The 15332-nt window shown below is 66.4% G+C and carries 22 protein-coding genes; 7 read left to right on the forward strand and 15 right to left on the reverse strand.

Annotation, left to right across the window (positions count from 1 at the left end):
* Positions 1 to 2 precede the first annotated feature (2 nt).
* Positions 3 to 773: a tyrosine-protein phosphatase gene (locus ACY466_RS16870; protein ID WP_463246768.1), complete on the forward strand. Its 771-nt coding sequence runs from the start codon at positions 3 to 5 to the stop codon at positions 771 to 773.
* Here ACY466_RS16870 and ACY466_RS16875 read toward each other — a convergent pair.
* Complete coding sequence (locus ACY466_RS16875) at positions 770 to 1558, reverse strand: enoyl-CoA hydratase/isomerase family protein (RefSeq protein WP_463246770.1); 789 nt, start codon at positions 1556 to 1558, stop codon at positions 770 to 772. The genes ACY466_RS16870 and ACY466_RS16875 overlap by 4 nt on opposite strands.
* Before the next feature lie 193 nt (positions 1559 to 1751).
* Here ACY466_RS16875 and ACY466_RS16880 point away from each other — a divergent pair, with 193 nt between their 5' ends.
* Together ACY466_RS16880 and ACY466_RS16885 are read left to right on the forward strand one after the other, a co-directional pair.
* Positions 1752 to 2465 (forward strand): GNAT family N-acetyltransferase, encoded by a 714-nt coding sequence (locus ACY466_RS16880; RefSeq protein WP_463246771.1) that lies wholly within the window; start codon positions 1752 to 1754, stop codon positions 2463 to 2465.
* A gap of 9 nt (positions 2466 to 2474) precedes the next feature.
* On the forward strand, positions 2475 to 3494 hold the full coding sequence (locus tag ACY466_RS16885; RefSeq protein ID WP_463246773.1) for a glutathione S-transferase family protein: 1020 nt from the start codon (positions 2475 to 2477) through the stop codon (positions 3492 to 3494).
* 9 nt (positions 3495 to 3503) lie between these two features.
* Here ACY466_RS16885 and map read toward each other — a convergent pair whose 3' ends face one another.
* The 9 genes from map to rpsH form a co-directional block, all read right to left on the reverse strand.
* Entirely contained in the window at positions 3504 to 4298 is a 795-nt protein-coding gene (gene map, locus ACY466_RS16890; RefSeq protein ID WP_463246775.1) for a type I methionyl aminopeptidase, read from the reverse strand.
* A gap of 5 nt (positions 4299 to 4303) precedes the next feature.
* Complete coding sequence (locus ACY466_RS16895) at positions 4304 to 4861, reverse strand: adenylate kinase (RefSeq protein WP_463246777.1); 558 nt, start codon at positions 4859 to 4861, stop codon at positions 4304 to 4306.
* On the reverse strand, positions 4858 to 6180 hold the full coding sequence (gene secY / locus ACY466_RS16900; protein WP_463246778.1) for a preprotein translocase subunit SecY: 1323 nt from the start codon (positions 6178 to 6180) through the stop codon (positions 4858 to 4860). Before secY ends, ACY466_RS16895 begins: the two co-directional genes overlap by 4 nt.
* Positions 6181 to 6391: 211 nt before the next feature.
* A complete protein-coding gene (gene rplO, locus ACY466_RS16905) occupies positions 6392 to 6835 on the reverse strand; it encodes a 50S ribosomal protein L15 (protein ID WP_463246780.1) in 444 nt (147 codons plus the stop codon).
* Positions 6832 to 7017 (reverse strand): 50S ribosomal protein L30, encoded by a 186-nt coding sequence (gene rpmD, locus ACY466_RS16910; protein ID WP_463246781.1) that lies wholly within the window; start codon positions 7015 to 7017, stop codon positions 6832 to 6834. Before rpmD ends, rplO begins: the two co-directional genes overlap by 4 nt.
* Positions 7010 to 7690, reverse strand: coding sequence for a 30S ribosomal protein S5 (rpsE, locus tag ACY466_RS16915; protein ID WP_463246782.1), 681 nt, complete (start codon positions 7688 to 7690; stop codon positions 7010 to 7012). The genes rpmD and rpsE overlap by 8 nt, the downstream gene beginning before the upstream one ends.
* 46 nt (positions 7691 to 7736) lie before the next feature.
* On the reverse strand, positions 7737 to 8162 hold the full coding sequence (gene rplR, locus ACY466_RS16920) for a 50S ribosomal protein L18 (protein WP_463246784.1): 426 nt from the start codon (positions 8160 to 8162) through the stop codon (positions 7737 to 7739).
* On the reverse strand, positions 8162 to 8701 hold the full coding sequence (gene rplF, locus ACY466_RS16925; protein ID WP_463246785.1) for a 50S ribosomal protein L6: 540 nt from the start codon (positions 8699 to 8701) through the stop codon (positions 8162 to 8164). The genes rplR and rplF overlap by 1 nt, the downstream gene beginning before the upstream one ends.
* A gap of 14 nt (positions 8702 to 8715) precedes the next feature.
* Positions 8716 to 9114, reverse strand: a complete 399-nt coding sequence (rpsH, locus tag ACY466_RS16930; RefSeq protein ID WP_463246787.1) for a 30S ribosomal protein S8 — start codon at positions 9112 to 9114, stop codon at positions 8716 to 8718.
* 420 nt (positions 9115 to 9534) lie between these two features.
* Between rpsH and ACY466_RS16935 the strand changes: the two genes are divergently transcribed.
* The 3 genes from ACY466_RS16935 to ACY466_RS16945 are packed head-to-tail and all read left to right on the forward strand — an operon-like array spanning position 9535 to position 11766.
* Entirely contained in the window at positions 9535 to 11076 is a 1542-nt protein-coding gene (locus tag ACY466_RS16935) for a sodium-dependent transporter (RefSeq protein ID WP_463246789.1), read from the forward strand.
* Entirely contained in the window at positions 11073 to 11174 is a 102-nt protein-coding gene (locus tag ACY466_RS16940) for a methionine/alanine import family NSS transporter small subunit (protein ID WP_463246790.1), read from the forward strand. Before ACY466_RS16935 ends, ACY466_RS16940 begins: the two co-directional genes overlap by 4 nt.
* A gap of 10 nt (positions 11175 to 11184) precedes the next feature.
* On the forward strand, positions 11185 to 11766 hold the full coding sequence (locus ACY466_RS16945) for a hypothetical protein (RefSeq protein ID WP_463246792.1): 582 nt from the start codon (positions 11185 to 11187) through the stop codon (positions 11764 to 11766).
* A gap of 59 nt (positions 11767 to 11825) precedes the next feature.
* Here the strand turns inward: ACY466_RS16945 and ACY466_RS16950 are convergent, their stop codons facing one another.
* The 5 genes from ACY466_RS16950 to rplN form a co-directional block, all read right to left on the reverse strand.
* Positions 11826 to 12458, reverse strand: coding sequence for a GPP34 family phosphoprotein (locus tag ACY466_RS16950; RefSeq protein ID WP_463246794.1), 633 nt, complete (start codon positions 12456 to 12458; stop codon positions 11826 to 11828).
* A 168-nt stretch (positions 12459 to 12626) separates the two neighbouring features.
* On the reverse strand, positions 12627 to 12812 hold the full coding sequence (locus ACY466_RS16955; protein WP_463246795.1) for a type Z 30S ribosomal protein S14: 186 nt from the start codon (positions 12810 to 12812) through the stop codon (positions 12627 to 12629).
* Between the two features lie 4 nt (positions 12813 to 12816).
* Positions 12817 to 13383: a 50S ribosomal protein L5 gene (gene rplE / locus ACY466_RS16960; RefSeq protein ID WP_463246797.1), complete on the reverse strand. Its 567-nt coding sequence runs from the start codon at positions 13381 to 13383 to the stop codon at positions 12817 to 12819.
* Entirely contained in the window at positions 13383 to 13697 is a 315-nt protein-coding gene (gene rplX / locus ACY466_RS16965; RefSeq protein ID WP_463246798.1) for a 50S ribosomal protein L24, read from the reverse strand. The genes rplE and rplX overlap by 1 nt, the downstream gene beginning before the upstream one ends.
* Before the next feature lie 2 nt (positions 13698 to 13699).
* On the reverse strand, positions 13700 to 14068 hold the full coding sequence (gene rplN, locus ACY466_RS16970; protein ID WP_463246800.1) for a 50S ribosomal protein L14: 369 nt from the start codon (positions 14066 to 14068) through the stop codon (positions 13700 to 13702).
* Between the two features lie 326 nt (positions 14069 to 14394).
* Between rplN and ACY466_RS16975 the strand changes: the two genes are divergently transcribed.
* A complete protein-coding gene (locus tag ACY466_RS16975; protein ID WP_463246801.1) occupies positions 14395 to 15291 on the forward strand; it encodes a hypothetical protein in 897 nt (298 codons plus the stop codon).
* Positions 15292 to 15332 lie beyond the last annotated feature (41 nt).

A 15332-nucleotide genomic window follows, 5' to 3' on the forward strand; every position in this document is an offset into this window, starting at 1 on the left:
CCGTGAGCCCTACCGAACGCGACCAGTTCCGCCTGTCCGGTGCCTGGAACTTCCGTGATCTCGGCGGACTGCGCACCGCGGACGGCTCGGTCACGCGCACGGGTGCGGTGTTCCGATCGTCCGAGCTCACCCGGCTCACCGAGTCCGGCCGGGCGGAGTTGGACCGTCTCGGAGTGCGGGACGTCTTCGACTTCCGCGGAACCGCCGAGGTCGAGCGGTACGGCTCGGACCAGGTGGCCGAGTCGGTCACCGTCCATGCGGTCCCGTTCGTGAACGTCCCCGTCATCGGCGCCGACGCCGCGCCTCATGAACCGGACCGTCGAGTCTTCGACGCTCGCGGCTACCTCACCGACACCTACCGCGCGTTCCCGACGCTGGACGGTGCGCGCATCGCCGTCGCGTCCGTGCTGCGGGCCGTGGCGACGAGCGAGACCCCGGTTCTGCTCCACTGCGCGGCGGGCAAGGACCGCGCGGGCTGGACGGCGGCGACCGTGCTGCGCACCGCCGGCGTGGTGGACGACGACATCCTGGCGGACTACCTGGTCAGCAACTCAGCGGTCGAACCGCTACGCCGCCACGTGCTCGACCACGGAGCTCCCGCCGACAAGCTGGACGACGACCTGCTCGGGGTGCGGGAGGAGTACTACCGCGCCGGGCTCGACGCCATGACCGAGGCGCACGGCTCGTTCGACAACTACCTCGACGCGCTCGGTATCGACGCCGATGTCGTTGCGGGAGTGCGGCGTTCACTGGTCACGCCGCCCACCGCCTAACGACCGGTGTAGGTCGCCTTGCCGGGGCCGACGTCGAGAAAGCTGCGCACCGCGTTCTTCAGGTCCGACGATTCGAACAGCGCACCCGACGCGGCCGGGGTGACCGAATCCGCATGGCGCACGCCGCCCGAACGCCAGGCGCCGACGATCTCCTTGGTCGCCGCGTGCGCCCGCGTCGGGCCGTCGGCCAAGCGGTTCGTCAGAGCCCGCGCCGCGGCGTCGACATCGTCGTGGATCTGGTTGACCACGCCCCACTCGCGCATCGTCTCGGCCGGGTAGAGATCACCGGTCATGACGAACTCACGCGCCCGGCCGCTGCCCGCCCGCTCCGCCATCCGCTGGGGACCGCCCATGGACGGGGTCAGGCCGACGACCGTCTCCACCAGCCCGAACTTCGCGTTGGGTGAGGCCAGGATGATGTCGCAGGCCAGCGCGATCTCCAGCGCCGCGGTGAGCGTCAGACCGTGCGCGGCGAACACCACCGGGCACGGCAGCGCTTCGAGCGGATGCGCGATGGTGTCGAACATGTCCTCCCACAGCTGCGCGCCCTCGGCCTCGGAGAGCCCGTCGAAGACGTGCACGTCGACGCCGCCCGACACCACCTTGCCCTCGGCGCGCAGCAGCACCGCGCGTGGCGGGGACGCGACCAGATCGGCGATGTCGGCCCTGATCGCGTCGAACATGGCCTGATCGAACAGATTCAGGGCGCCGTTGTGCAGGGTGAGGACGGCGACCTCCGCACCGGCGTCGGTCGTGGTGCGCTCGAGGCTGGTGGGGTTCGTCATGACCCGGAGCATGCCATATCGGCGTTCGGGGGCCGTGCGCTCGGCGCTCTCGGTGAGTCAGGGGCACCCTCGGTCCGTCTGCCGGGGTGAGGGGACCCCCGACTCCGGGCGGGCCGGCCGAGTGAGGGGCACCCTCGGTCCGTCTGCCGGGGTGAGGGGACCCCCGACTCCGGGCGGGCTAGCGTGGTTCGCAATGAACTCTCACCAGACCGACATCGTTCGACTCGCGTGGGTGCGGGAATTCGGGTTACCCGACGACGCATCGCTCGACGACGCCGCACGCCTCGACGTCATCGACGACGACGCGGACCACGTGCGCTTCGTGGTCATCGACGGCCGCGCGATCCTCGTCGGTCCCGCCGACATCGTCGACCGCGCCGCCGACCTCTCGCACGACGTCCTCGCCACCCGCGACGGACTGTCCTCCATCGTCGGCGACCGTCGGGGGCGCTGCGGTGGCCCCTCGGTCCTGGCCTACCTGGACGAGGTGCGCGACGACGTCCCCGTCGAACATCCCCTGGTCTCGCACGACCGATCCGACGCCGACACCGTGCTCGCGTCGGTGCCGCCGGACGACGCCGCGGGTCTACGGCGCGTCGAGATGTCGTGGTTCACCGTGTTCGACGACGCCGCGGGCGAGAACGACGCCATCGCGGTCGCGTCGTGCGGGTACGTCGAGTGGCAGGGTTTCGTCGCGGTCACCGCCGCGCTCACCGTCCCGTCCCACCGCCGGCGGGGGTTCGGGCTGACGGCGGGCCGCCTCGCGACGAACGATGCGATGGACGCGGGCCTGATCCCGCAGCTTCGGGTTGCGCCCGACAATCCGTCGGCTCGGTTGTACGCGCGAAAGCTGGGGTTCACCGAACTCGGAGTAGAGATCGGAATGGAATTGAGGCCCCCCGGGTAACCTCCGGGCATGACTTCCGACAGCGAGTCCGGCTCCTACGTGGAGAAGGACGGTTTCCGACGCGACACCAACTACATCGAAACGCGGATCACCGCGGACGGTCGGGACGGGTACCCCGTCGAGTCCGGGAAGTACCGACTGGTCGTGGCGCGGGCGTGCCCGTGGGCGAACCGCGCGATCATCGTTCGACGGTTGCTCGGCCTCGAGGACGCGATCTCGATGGGCATCTGCGGTCCGACCCACGACAAGCGCAGCTGGACCTTCGACCTCGACCCCGACGGGCTCGACCCCGTTCTGAAGATCCCGCGCCTGCAGGACGCGTTCTTCGCCCGCGACCCGGAGTATCCACGCGGCATCACCGTGCCCGCGATGGTCGAGATCGAATCGGGCAAGGTCGTCACCAACGACTACCCGCAGATGACCCTCGACTTCTCGACGGAGTGGACCGAGTTCCACCGCGACGGCGCACCCGATCTGTACCCCGAGAAGCTACGCGGCGAGATCGACGAGGTCGCCGAAGCGATCTTCCACGACGTCAACAACGGCGTGTACAAGTGCGGGTTCGCCGGTTCGCAGACCGCGTACGAGGAGGCGTACGACGCCCTCTTCGCTCGACTCGACTGGCTGACGGAGCGGCTCGAGAACCAGCGCTTCCTGGTCGGCGAGACCATCACCGAGGCCGACGTTCGGCTGTTCACGACGCTCGCACGGTTCGATCCGGTCTACCACGGCCACTTCAAGGCGAATCGCAGCAAGCTCTCGGAGATGCCCGTCCTGTGGGCGTACGCGCGCGACCTGTTCCAGACACCGGGCTTCGGTGACACCACCGACTTCGTGCACATCAAGTCGCACTACTACGAGGTGCACAAGGACGTGAACCCCACCGGAATCGTCCCCAAGGGTCCGGACCTGTCGAACTGGCTGAGCCCCCATGGTCGGGAGGCATTGGGCGGCAAGCCGTTCGGTGACGGCACTCCCCCGCCGCCGCCCAAGGACGACGAGAAGGTCCCGGCAGAGCACTGGGCCTGAGGGTCCGGTCTACGGACGCAGCGTCAGGATGCGGGGGCCGTCTTCGGTGACGGCCACCGTGTGCTCCCAGTGCGCGGACCGCGATCCATCGGTGGTGACGACGGTCCAGTCGTCGCCCAGGATCTCGGTCTCGTGCGTTCCGAGGGTGAGCATGGGCTCGATCGCCAGGGTGGAACCGACGACGAGTTCCGGACCCTTGCCGGGCTTGCCCTCGTTCGCCAGGAACGGCTCCATGTGCATCTCGCGGCCGATGCCGTGTCCGCCGTATCCGTCGACGATGCCGTAGGACCGTCCGTGTGCCTTCTCGGCCGCGTACGTTCCCTGCTCGATGGCGTGCGAGACGTCGGTCAGTCGGTTACCGGGAAGCATCGCGGCGATGCCCGCTTCCATGGACAGTCGTGTCGCCTCGCTGAGATCGGCGTCCGCGTCGGTCAGGGGGCCGATGCCGAACGTCCAGGCCGAGTCGCCGTGCCATCCGTCGAGGATGGCGCCGCAGTCGATGGAGATCAGATCCCCCTCGGCGAGCACGTCGGTGCGACTGGGGATCCCGTGCACCACCCGGTCGTTGACCGACGAGCAGATGCTTCCGGTGAACCCGTGGTACCCGAGGAAGGACGGAACGGCGCCCGCATCGCGGATCACCGCTTCCGCCACCTCGTCGAGTTCGTACGTGGAGACTCCGGCCTTGGCCGCGTCGCGCACGGCGACCAACGCCCGACCCACGATCGCCCCCGCCGCCGCCATGGCGTCGAGTTCACCGGCGGTGCGGAACGGGACCACCTTGCGCTTGCGTCCGAACGCCATGAGATCTACTCGGAATCCTTGATCGAGTCGATGACCTTCTTGTTCACCGCGTCGACCTCGCCGACGGCGTCGACCGTGACCAGTCGACCGTGATCGGCGTAGTACTCCAGCAGGGGCGCGGTCTCGGCGCGGTAGACCTGCATCCGGTTGCGGATGACGTCTTCCTTGTCGTCCTCGCGTCCACGGGCGAGCATGCGATCGACGACGACATCCTCGTCGATGACGAAGGACACGACCGCGTCGAGCTTGGTACCCATGCTCTCGAGGATCTCCGCGAGTGCGTCGGCCTGCTCGGTGGAGCGGGGGAAGCCGTCGAGAATGAAGCCGCCGGTGGCGTCGGGCTCGGCGAGACGGTCCCGGACCATGTCGATGGTCAGCTTGCTGGGCACCAGATCGCCTGCGTCGAGGTACTTCTTGGCCTCGACACCGAGCGGCGTCTCCTGACCGATGTTGGCCCGGAACAGATCGCCGGTGGACACGTGCGGCACACCCAACTTCTCGGAGAGCAGTGTGGCCTGGGTGCCTTTGCCGGCGCCGGGAGGACCGAGGAGTACGAGTCTCACTTGAGGAACCCTTCGTAGTTGCGCTGCATCAATTGGCTCTCGATCTGCTTCACCGTGTCGAGACCGACGCTCACCATGATGAGCACCGCGGTGCCACCGAACGGCAGGTTCTGTGCGCCGCCGGCGTTACCGATGTCGAGGAACAGGTTCGGGAGGACGGCAATGGTGCCGAGGTAGATCGAGCCGGGCAGCGTGATGCGACTGAGGACGAACTGCAGGTACTCGGCGGTGGGCCGACCCGGACGAATGCCCGGGATGAACCCGCCGTACTTCTTCATCTCCTCGGCACGTTCTTCGGGATTGAACGTGATGGCGACGTAGAAGTACGTGAAGAACACGATGAGACCGAAGTAGATGGCGATGTAGACCGGGCTCGACGGGTTCACCAGATAGGTGTTGATGGCTCGCTGCCACCAGGTGGGATCCGCCGCGGAGGTGGCGTTGGTGAGCTGCGCGACGAGGTTCGGCAGATACAGCAGCGACGACGCGAAGATCACCGGGATGACGCCGGCCTGGTTCACCTTGAGAGGGAGGTAGGTCGACGATCCGCCGTACATGCGGCGACCGACCATGCGCTTGGCGTACTGGACCGGGATCCGGCGCTGACCCTGCTCGACGAACACGACGGCCGCGATGATGGCCAGCGCCGCGAGGCACACGAGCGAGAAGACGATCGGGCCACGGCTGTCGAGGATGTTCTTGCCCTCGGTGGGGATGCGCGAGGCGATGCCCGCGAAGATGAGCAGCGACATGCCGTTGCCCACGCCGCGCTCGGTGATGAGCTCGCCGAACCACATGACCAGGGCGGCACCCGCGGTCATGACGAGCACGATGGTGACGAGCCCGAAGATGGATTCGTCCGCGATGATCGGAAGGTTGCAACCCTGCAGGAGCTGTCCACGCGACGCGAGGGCGACGAGGCCGGTGGCCTGCAGCACGGCGAGCGCGATGGACAGGTACCGCGTGTACTGCGTCATCTTCGCCTGGCCGGACTGGCCCTCCTTGCGGAGTTCCTCGAACCGAGGGATGACCACGGTGAGGAGCTGGACGATGATGCTCGCGGTGATGTACGGCATGATGCCGATCGCGAAGACCGACAACTGGAGGAGCGCACCACCCGAGAACAGGTTGATGAGGGAGTAGATGCCGGCGGAATCGCCACCCGACACCTGGTCGATGCACTGACGCACGTTGCCGTAGTCGACACCCGGCGACGGCAGCGTCGCACCGAAACGGTAGAGCGCGACCAAGCCGAGCGTGAAGAGAATCTTCCGTCTCAGGTCAGGTGTCCTGAAGGCCGACACGAAGGCGGAAAGCAATGATCCTCCTGGACGGGGTAACTGCATGCGGGGTGGAACTCGGACGTACGAACTCGAACTCTAACAGCGGCGCCGACACGACCGACCCGACCTTCCGGACAGGGACGGCCGGACCGGACGCCGCGCCGACGACCGATGGCCGCAGCACGATGTGCTGCGGCCATCGGGGTTCATCGGAATCGACCGCCGTGTGACGGGCGGCCGAGTCGACTCACAACTCGGTGACGGATCCGCCGGCCGCGCTGATCTTCTCACGTGCGCTGCCGGTGAACTTGTCGGCGGTGATGGAGACCTTCACCGACAGATCGCCGTCGCCCAGGATCTTGACCAGGCGGTTCTTGCGCACTGCACCCTTGGCCACGAGATCCGCCTTCGAGATCTCACCGCCCTCGGGGAAGAGACGCTCGATGTCGCCCAGGTTCACGACCTGGTACTCGACGCGGTTGCGGTTGGTGAAGCCCTTGAGCTTCGGAAGCCGCATGTGCAGCGGCATCTGTCCACCCTCGAACCGAGCGGGCACGTTCTTGCGTGCGCCCGTGCCCTTGGTTCCGCGACCGGCGGTCTTGCCGCGCTTGCCCGCTTCACCGCGACCGACACGGATCTTGGCACTCTTCGATCCCGGTGCGGGACGAAGGTGATGCAATTTGATGGTCACTTCGTGACCTCCTCAACGACGACGAGGTGACGCACCACGTTGATCAGACCACGCGTCTGCGCGTTGTCCTCGCGAATGACCGACTGGCGGATCTTCTTGAGGCCCAACGTGCGAATGCTGTCGCGCTGGTTCTGCTTCTGACCGATGGTGCTCTTGATCTGGGTCACTTTGAGCTCAGCCATGAGCTGCACCCCCTGCTGCTGCCTGGGCGCGAGCGCGCAGCATGCCGGCGGGAGCAACGTCCTCGATCGGCAGACCACGACGAGCCGCGACCTCTTCCGGACGCTGCAGGCTCTTGAGAGCCGCAACGGTGGCGTGGACGACGTTGATCGCGTTGTCGCTACCGAGCGACTTGGCGAGGATGTCGTGAACGCCCGCACATTCGAGCACGGCACGCACCGCGCCACCGGCGATGACACCGGTACCGGGGCTGGCCGGGCGCAGCATGACCACGCCGGCCGCAGCCTCACCCTGAACGGGGTGCGTGATGGTGCTACCGATCAGCGGGACACGGAAGAAGCTCTTGCGAGCCTCCTCGACGCCCTTCTGAATGGCCGCGGGAACTTCCTTGGCCTTGCCGTAGCCGACGCCGACCAGACCGTTGCCGTCTCCGACGATCACGAGGGCGGTGAAGCTGAAGCGACGACCACCCTTCACGACCTTGGAGACGCGGTTGATCGCGACTACGCGTTCGAGGTTGTTCTTCTCCTGAGCGTTGCCGCCCCGAGAATCGCGACCACCGCGACCGCCACGGTCGTTTCCACCACCGCGGTTGTCACCTCCGGCCGCGTTGGGTCCTCCAGTGTTGGGTCCGGCGGGGCCGCTTCCGCCGTCACGCCGTTGACGTCCCGGCATCAGGCTGTCCTTCCGTTGATGAGCATGGTCGAGGTTGCGTGGGTCATCAGAACTTCAACCCGCCTTCGCGAGCTGCATCGGCGAGCGCCGCGATGCGTCCGGCGTAATCGTGGCCACCACGGTCGAAGACCGCTGCCTCGATGCCGGCTGCCTTCGCACGCTCCGCGATGAGAGCGCCGACCTTCGCGCCCCGAGCCTTCTTGTCGCCCTCGGTCGCGCGGACATCGGCTTCGATGCTCGACGCGGACGCGAGGGTGTGGCCGGTCAGGTCGTCGATCAGCTGCGCGTGCAGGTGCCGCGAGGAGCGGTTGACCACGAGACGGGGCCGCTCGGCGGTGCCGGACACCTTCTTGCGCAGACGGAAATGACGACGCGTCTTGGACAGGCGACGACGAGTGGAGACGTCCTTGCCCAGCGGAATGCGCTTCGGGTTCGACGCAGAACCCTTCGTTGCTGCTGCTGAATTGCTCATCACTTACCTGTCTTTCCGACCTTGCGGCGGATCTGCTCACCCTCGTACCGAACGCCCTTGCCCTTGTACGGGTCGGGACGACGGAGACGACGGATGTTGGCCGAGATCTGGCCGACCTTCTGCTTGTCGATACCCGAAACCGAGAATCGGGTGGGCGTCTCGACCGCGAAGGTGATGCCGTCGGGCGCCGTGATCGGCACCGGGTGGCTGTAGCCGAGAGCGAACTCGAGGTCGCTGCCCTTCAGTGCCACGCGGTAGCCGACGCCGTGAATCTCCATCTTGGTGGTGTAACCGGTGGTCACACCCGTGATGAGGTTCGCGACGAGCGTGCGCGAGAGGCCGTGGAGCGAGCGACTACGACGCTCGTCGTCGGGCCGTGAGACCGAGAGTGATCCGTCATCGTTCTTGGCGATGGTGATCGGCTCGGCAATGGTGTGGGACAAGGTGCCCTTGGGGCCCTTGACGGTGACGTCCTGGCCGGAGATGGTGACATCCACTCCGGCGGGAACTGCCACTGGAAGCTTTCCGATACGCGACATTGTGGTGGCCTCCCTTACCAGACGTACGCGAGGACTTCGCCGCCGACGCCCTGATTGGCCGCCTGGCGATCGGTCAGCAAGCCGGTGGACGTGGAGATGATCGCCACGCCGAGGCCGCCGAGCACCTTGGGCAGATTGGTGGATTTTGCGTACACACGCAGTCCGGGCTTGGACACCCGGCGAACGCCGGCGAGGCTGCGCTCGCGGCTGGGTCCGTACTTGAGATCGACGATGAGGGTCTTGCCCACCTCGGCGTCCTCGGTGCGGTACTCGGAGATGTAGCCCTCACGCTTGAGGATCTCGGCGATGTTCGCCTTGAGCTTCGAGTGCGGCAGGCTCACCTGATCGTGGTACGCCGAGTTGGCGTTGCGCAGACGCGTCAAGAAGTCTGCGATTGGGTCGGTCATGGTCATGACAGAGTTCATGGCCCTTTCTCGCAGCGGTTCCCATCCAGCACGCGCGACACCGGTTCCCGCTGGTGCGGGCCTCGTGCGACACGTCGTGGGCCTACCACGAAGTGATGTCCTGACCGGCTGATGTCGGTCAGGGGTGGTAGCTCCCGTCAGTGCAGCGCGATCGAGCTCTGCGGTGCACTGGCGAGCTGGTACTGCTCTACCGGGTGTGGGTCGATCCGGGCACGCGCTGACGCGACGACACCGGGGCAACCGGTCCAGTGTATGCAACCGCTTCCCACCAGCCAAATCGACCGATCCGCCCGACCGCCCGGGCCGTCTGTGTGCGCGCTGTCGGAGCGATGTGTGACACTCACCTGGCTTTGAAATCCGCCGCGCCGTGCTCGCGGTGCCGGCACCCCTTCGAGAAAGGTCCAGGCGTTGGCGGAGAACGCGACCACCGGTCGGGAACGTGAAGTATGGCCCGGCCGCACGGTATTCATCCTGGCCGCGATCGGCTCGGCCGTCGGGCTGGGCAACATCTGGCGCTTCCCGTACGTCGCGTACGAGAACGGCGGCGGTGCGTTCATCGTTCCGTACCTGATCGCCCTGGCCACCGCCGGTCTGACCTTGCTGTTCGTCGACTACGCGATCGGACACAAGTTCCGCGGTTCACCGCCTCTGTCCTTCCGCCGCATGAATCGCCGCACGGAGGCGATCGGCTGGTGGCAGGTCTCGCTCTGCTTCGTCATCGGCGTCTACTACGCGGTCATCATCGCGTGGGCTCTGCGCTACGTCTTCTTCTCCGTCGATCAGTCCTGGGGTGACGACGCCGCGACGTTCTTCTCGTCGGATTTCCTTCAGCAGAGCGACTCCACGTTCGGCTTCGACTTCGTTCCCGGCGTCGTGTGGCCGCTGCTGGTGGTCTGGTTGGTCACCATCGGCGTGCTGGCCCTGGGCGTCCAGCGCGGCATCGGCGCGTCGGCCAAGATCTTCGTGCCGCTCCTCGTCGTCCTGTTCGCGATTCTCGTCGTGCGCTCGCTGTTCCTCGAGGGTGCCGCACTCGGACTCGACGCGTTCTTCACCCCGAACTGGTCGGCGCTGACAGACAGCGGGGTGTGGATCGCCGCCTACGGACAGATCTTCTTCTCGCTGTCCGTCGGCTTCGGCATCATGATCACGTACGCGTCGTACCTGGGACGCAAGACCGATCTGACGGGTTCCGGCCTGGTGGTGGGATTGTCCAACTCCAGCTTCGAGATCCTTGCCGGCATCGGTGTGTTCTCGGTCCTCGGCTTCCTCGCGCAGAGCAGCGGGGTCGCGGTGGACGAGGTCGTCGAGAGCGGCATCGGGCTCGCGTTCATCGCTTTCCCGACCATCCTGTCGTCCATGCCCGGCGGCGCCCTGTTCGGCATCGCCTTCTTCGCTGCGCTGGTCTTCGCCGGGTTCACCTCGCTGATCTCCATCGTGCAGGTCGTCGTGGCGTCCGTGCAGGACAAGACCGGCGTCAGCCGGTCCACCGCGGTGCTCTCGGTCGGCGGCGTCGCCACCGTCATCTCCCTGCTTCTCTTCCCCACCACCACCGGGCTGAACACTCTCGACATCGTCGACAACTTCGCCAACAACGTCGGCATCGTCGCGGTCGCACTGGTCACGCTGCTCACCGTCACCTACGGCGCGCGCAGCCTCAAGGACCTCGAGGCCCATCTCGACTCGATGTCGTCGGTGCGCCTCGGAGTCGTCTGGCGGTTCTTCGCGGGCGTCCTCACCCCGGCGGTGCTGATCTGGATGCTCCTCGATCAGCTGATCGAGCGGTTCCGCGACGGTTACGGCGGGTTGCCTACGGGCCTCGTCGGCGTCTTCGGATGGGGCATTCAGATCCTGCTCATCGTGGTCGCGGTGGTGCTCTCGCTGCTCCCCTGGCACCGCAGCACCGTCACCGACTCCATTCCCACCGACAGCTCCATGGAGGCCACTCGATGAGCACATCCGCGATCGTCATGATGATCATCGCCCTGGTCCTGGTCTGGGGTGGACTGATCGCCAGCATGATTCACCTGCGCCGGCAGGGCGAGGACTGACCCTTCGGTCGTGCCGCACCTGACCAATCGGGTGAAAACGGACACGAATCGAACCGCGCGTTTTAGTGTGACTTCACAAGAACGCTCGACTTCGAACCAGAGGGAGAACACCGTGACACGTACGACTCGAAACATCGGCAAGGTCGGTGTGGTGACAGCCGCGGTGGCGGCAGGGCTGCTGGCGACGTCCGGGACGGCATCGGCGGCGATTTCGGTCGTGGTGGCCGCGCCAACTCCCGCGGTCGAATCGATCAGTGTGTTGGTGACAGCGACGCCCGCAGTACTGCCCAGCATCGGATTCACCGGCGATGTGGAGTGCACGGTCACGGCCACACCAGTCGGAGAGGACGAAGACCCCGCCGGCACCGCCGACGTCACTCTGTCCGGCCTCGGCCTCGGTACGGCGACGATCGAGGACCTCGACGCGGGTGCATATCTGGTCACCGCAACGTGCACCGACGAGGACAACACGGTATCGACGCTGTTGCCGGTTCTTTCAAGCGCACTCCCCGCGGGCGAGCTGCCCCCGATCACTCCCCCCACCGGCGGCGGATCCTCGCCGCTCGACCTGCTGGACCTCTTCGAGAGCTGATCCGAACGACGAATCGAGCCCCGGTCCCACGTGGACCGGGGCTCGATTCGTCGGTGGGGTCAGCCGGTGAGCACCACGTAGCCGACCGTCGCGAGTGCCGCCCCCATGGCGAGCGACCGGGTACCGGCTTCCGGAATGTCGGCCTTCTCGACGACGAGGGCTTCCGCGGCGCTGTCGAGGCCCAACACCGGCGCCATCTTCGCGGACACCACGATGGTGGCAAGTGCAGCCACGCGCGGATCCTCGTAGGACGGGCCGGTGAGAGCGTCGAGAACCCGCGCCCGGACGCCGGCGTCGGCGATGTGAGTGCGATAGGGAACCAGCCCGAACAATCGAGCGCGGTCCCGCTGGAGCACCCCATCGGTCACCGCCACGTCGCGCTGCTCGGTGTACGCCCGGGGTCGGCGACTCATCCAGGACGACACGGTGATCCGCCGACGGGACGCCGCGGCGGCCAGCTCGGTGGAGAGGTCTCGGACCCAGGTCGGACCGTCGGTAGCGGGGCGAGCGCCGACGATGTCCCTCCCCTCGAGTTCGACGAGACCACGGATGGACAGTTCGGCGAGTTCGGCGGCCGCGGCGATCTTCGCGGGGGCGAAGCGCTGATACGGCTGTCCGTCGTCGGTGTGGATCAGGGACATCAGCGCGGTCGGAACGGTGAATCCGCCGAGAGCCGAGCGAGAGTCGGTCATGTCTTGCCTTCCGTCGTGCGTTCTGCGTCGGTTACGAACTGCAATCGACGTTATCGAACACACTGCGTCGTGACAAGACTTTTTGTTGTAAAAACCCAACGGAACGCCGAAGGGGTAGAACGAGGACAGGCCCGAGTCGCGAACGACTCGGGCCTGTCGGTGATCAGATCACCAGGAGCTCTTGCGCACTCCGGGGAGCTCGCCGCGGTGCGCCATCTCGCGCACGCAGATACGGCAGAGGCCGAACTTGCGGAACACCGAGTGGGGGCGCCCGCAACGCTGGCAACGCGTGTAGGCACGCACTGCGAACTTGGGCTTCTTGTTGGCCTTGTTGACCAGTGCCTTCTTAGCCATACGCTCAGTTCTCCTTGAACGGGAAGCCGAGGTGCTTGAGCAACGCGCGGCCTTCCTCGTTGTTGGTGGCCGTCGTGACGACGGTGATGTCCATGCCGCGCGGACGATCGATCTTGTCCACGTCGATCTCGTGGAACATCGACTGCTCGTTGAGACCGAAGGTGTAGTTGCCGTTGCCGTCGAACTGCGTGCCCGACAGGCCACGGAAGTCCCTGATGCGGGGAAGCGCGATGGACGTCAGGCGGTCGAGGAACTCCCACATGCGGTCGCCGCGCAGCGTCACGCGGGCGCCGATGGGCATTCCCTCACGAAGCTTGAACTGCGCGATGGACTTGCGGGCCGTACGGACCTCGGGCTTCTGGCCGGTGATCGCGGCGAGGTCGGAGACCGCACCGTTGATCAGCTTCGCGTCACGGGCGGCGTCGCCGACACCCATGTTCACGACGACCTTGACGACGCCGGGGATCTGCATGACGTTGTCGTACTCGAACTCGCTGTTCAGCGCGCTCTTGATTTCCTCGCGGTAGCGAGTCTTCAGGCGGGGAACCGTCTTGTTCTCGGTGGTCGTCATCAGATGTCCTTCCCGCTCTTACGGGAGACCCGAACGCGCTTGCCGTTGTCGTCGGTGCGGTAGCCCACGCGAGTGGGGTTTCCGTCCGAGTCGACGACCGCGACGTTGGATACGTGAATGGGGGCTTCCTGGGTGACGATGCCGCCCGAGGATGCGCCGCGCTCGTTCGCCGAGACAGCGGTGTGCTTCTTGATGCGGTTGACGCCCTCGACGAGGACCTTGGAGGTGTCGGGGAAAGCCTGAATGACCTTGCCCTTCGCGCCCTTGTCCTTACCGGAGATGACGATGACCGTGTCGCCCTTGTGCACCTTCATACTCACAACACCTCCGGAGCCAGCGACACGATGCGCATGAACTTCTTCTCGCGCAGCTCGCGGCCGACCGGGCCGAAGATGCGGGTGCCGCGGGGATCGTTGTCAGGCTTGATGAGAACGGCAGCGTTCTCGTCGAACTTGATGTACGAGCCGTCGGGACGACGCCGTTCCTTCGTGGTGCGGACGATGACCGCTTTCACGATCTCGCCCTTCTTGATGTTTCCACCGGGGATCGCGTCCTTGACGGTGGCGACGATGATGTCGCCGATCCCGGCGTAGCGGCGTGACGAACCACCGAGAACGCGGATGCACAAGATTTCCTTGGCTCCCGTGTTGTCGGCGACGCGTAGCCGCGACTCCTGCTGAATCACTGAATTCTCCTCAGACCTGGATGTACGTACGCGGCGGATACCGACCCGACGCGCGCGGTCATGTCGGCCGAGCGGACGCATGCGTCTACCACGGACAACCGGTTCAGTGTAGGCAACGCGCCAGTGGGAACCAAATCGCTCGCCGGCGTGCGCAGTGGGCGCGGTTGCGGTCGTTCCACGTATCCGGGCGAACTGCAGCGTTCACACATACACAGAGCACCCGCATCGACAAGGGGGCAACCCGACGTGGGGATGGAAGGACGATTCGATCCCCGGGTGCGACCACCTCGCTACCGATCGCACGGCGGTCGAACGACGCTGGACGCATGGACTCACCGGACCGGTTTCGTAGCCGACTCGACGCTCGGCGTGCAGGGCTGACCGACGCTCAGCTGCGCACGCGAGTCGGTCGCGGCGAACTTCGCCGAGTTCGCCGAGGCGTCTACTCGGACAGCGAGGCCTGGAACAACCTCGACGAGATCGAACGCTTTCGTGTGCGCACGGCCGCGGCGTTGTCGTGCCGGGCGCCGATCTGGGTGGCCAGCCACTGGTCTGCCGCGGCGCTGCACGGCCTCGCGACCCTCGCCCCCGACCATCGACTGGTGCACCTGAGCCTCGATGGGCGCGGCGGTGGAAGCCGAGGGTCCGAGATCGTCGAGCACCGCGTTCGGCTCGCTGCGGAGGACTGCACCGTCCTCGACGGACTTCGGGTCACGACGGCGGCTCGAACCGCCCTGGATCTCGCGTGCGACCTCTCGTCGATCAAGGCACTCTGCGTCGTGGAATCCGCGCTCCGCACCGGCTGCACCGATCTCGCCGGCGCTCTCGAACGGATGGGCGGGCGACGCGGGATCCCGTCGGCACGGCGCGCCGTCGCGCTCGCCGATCCCGCGACCGAGAGCATCGGGGAATCGTGGAGCAGAGCGCTGATGATGGAGTGGCCGGAAGTACCGGCTCCTCGGTTGCAACACGAGTTCCGAGACCCACTCGGGCGCTTCGTCGCGCGCACCGACTTCGACTGGGACGGGCGACTCGTCGGCGAATTCGACGGGATGGTCAAGTACGCGGCCGACGGATCCGCCGCCGTGGTGAAGGAGAAGCACCGCGAGGACGCGCTTCGGGCGATGGGCGTTTACGTGGTGCGGTGGACGTGGGACGACCTTCGGAGCCCGTCCAGATTGCGAAGAATCCTGGCAGCAGGGTTCGATCTCGCTCGTCGCTGACGTTGTGTGGATCTGTGGGCGCTGCAGTGCTCCCGTTTGTA

This window comes from Rhodococcus sp. K11/5 (assembly GCF_055193735.1).

Bases quoted from the DNA above. Each gene is read 5' to 3' on its own strand.
- ACY466_RS16880 (WP_463246771.1), top strand. From the start codon at position 1,752: ATGAACTCTCACCAGACCGACATCGTTCGACTCGCGTGGGTGCGGGAA.
- ACY466_RS16875 (WP_463246770.1), bottom strand. From the start codon at position 1,558: ATGACGAACCCCACCAGCCTCGAGCGCACCACGACCGACGCCGGTGCG.
- ACY466_RS16950 (WP_463246794.1), bottom strand. From the start codon at position 12,458: ATGACCGACTCTCGCTCGGCTCTCGGCGGATTCACCGTTCCGACCGCG.
- ACY466_RS16955 (WP_463246795.1), bottom strand. From the start codon at position 12,812: ATGGCTAAGAAGGCACTGGTCAACAAGGCCAACAAGAAGCCCAAGTTC.
- ACY466_RS16975 (WP_463246801.1), top strand. From the start codon at position 14,395: ATGGACTCACCGGACCGGTTTCGTAGCCGACTCGACGCTCGGCGTGCA.
- rpsH (WP_463246787.1), bottom strand. From the start codon at position 9,114: ATGACCATGACCGACCCAATCGCAGACTTCTTGACGCGTCTGCGCAAC.
- ACY466_RS16940 (WP_463246790.1), top strand. From the start codon at position 11,073: ATGAGCACATCCGCGATCGTCATGATGATCATCGCCCTGGTCCTGGTC.
- map (WP_463246775.1), bottom strand. From the start codon at position 4,298: ATGGCGTTCGGACGCAAGCGCAAGGTGGTCCCGTTCCGCACCGCCGGT.
- rpsE (WP_463246782.1), bottom strand. From the start codon at position 7,690: ATGCCGGGACGTCAACGGCGTGACGGCGGAAGCGGCCCCGCCGGACCC.
- rplF (WP_463246785.1), bottom strand. From the start codon at position 8,701: ATGTCGCGTATCGGAAAGCTTCCAGTGGCAGTTCCCGCCGGAGTGGAT.
- rplE (WP_463246797.1), bottom strand. From the start codon at position 13,383: ATGACGACCACCGAGAACAAGACGGTTCCCCGCCTGAAGACTCGCTAC.
- ACY466_RS16885 (WP_463246773.1), top strand. From the start codon at position 2,475: ATGACTTCCGACAGCGAGTCCGGCTCCTACGTGGAGAAGGACGGTTTC.
- rpmD (WP_463246781.1), bottom strand. From the start codon at position 7,017: ATGGCTGAGCTCAAAGTGACCCAGATCAAGAGCACCATCGGTCAGAAG.
- rplX (WP_463246798.1), bottom strand. From the start codon at position 13,697: ATGAAGGTGCACAAGGGCGACACGGTCATCGTCATCTCCGGTAAGGAC.
- rplR (WP_463246784.1), bottom strand. From the start codon at position 8,162: ATGAGCAATTCAGCAGCAGCAACGAAGGGTTCTGCGTCGAACCCGAAG.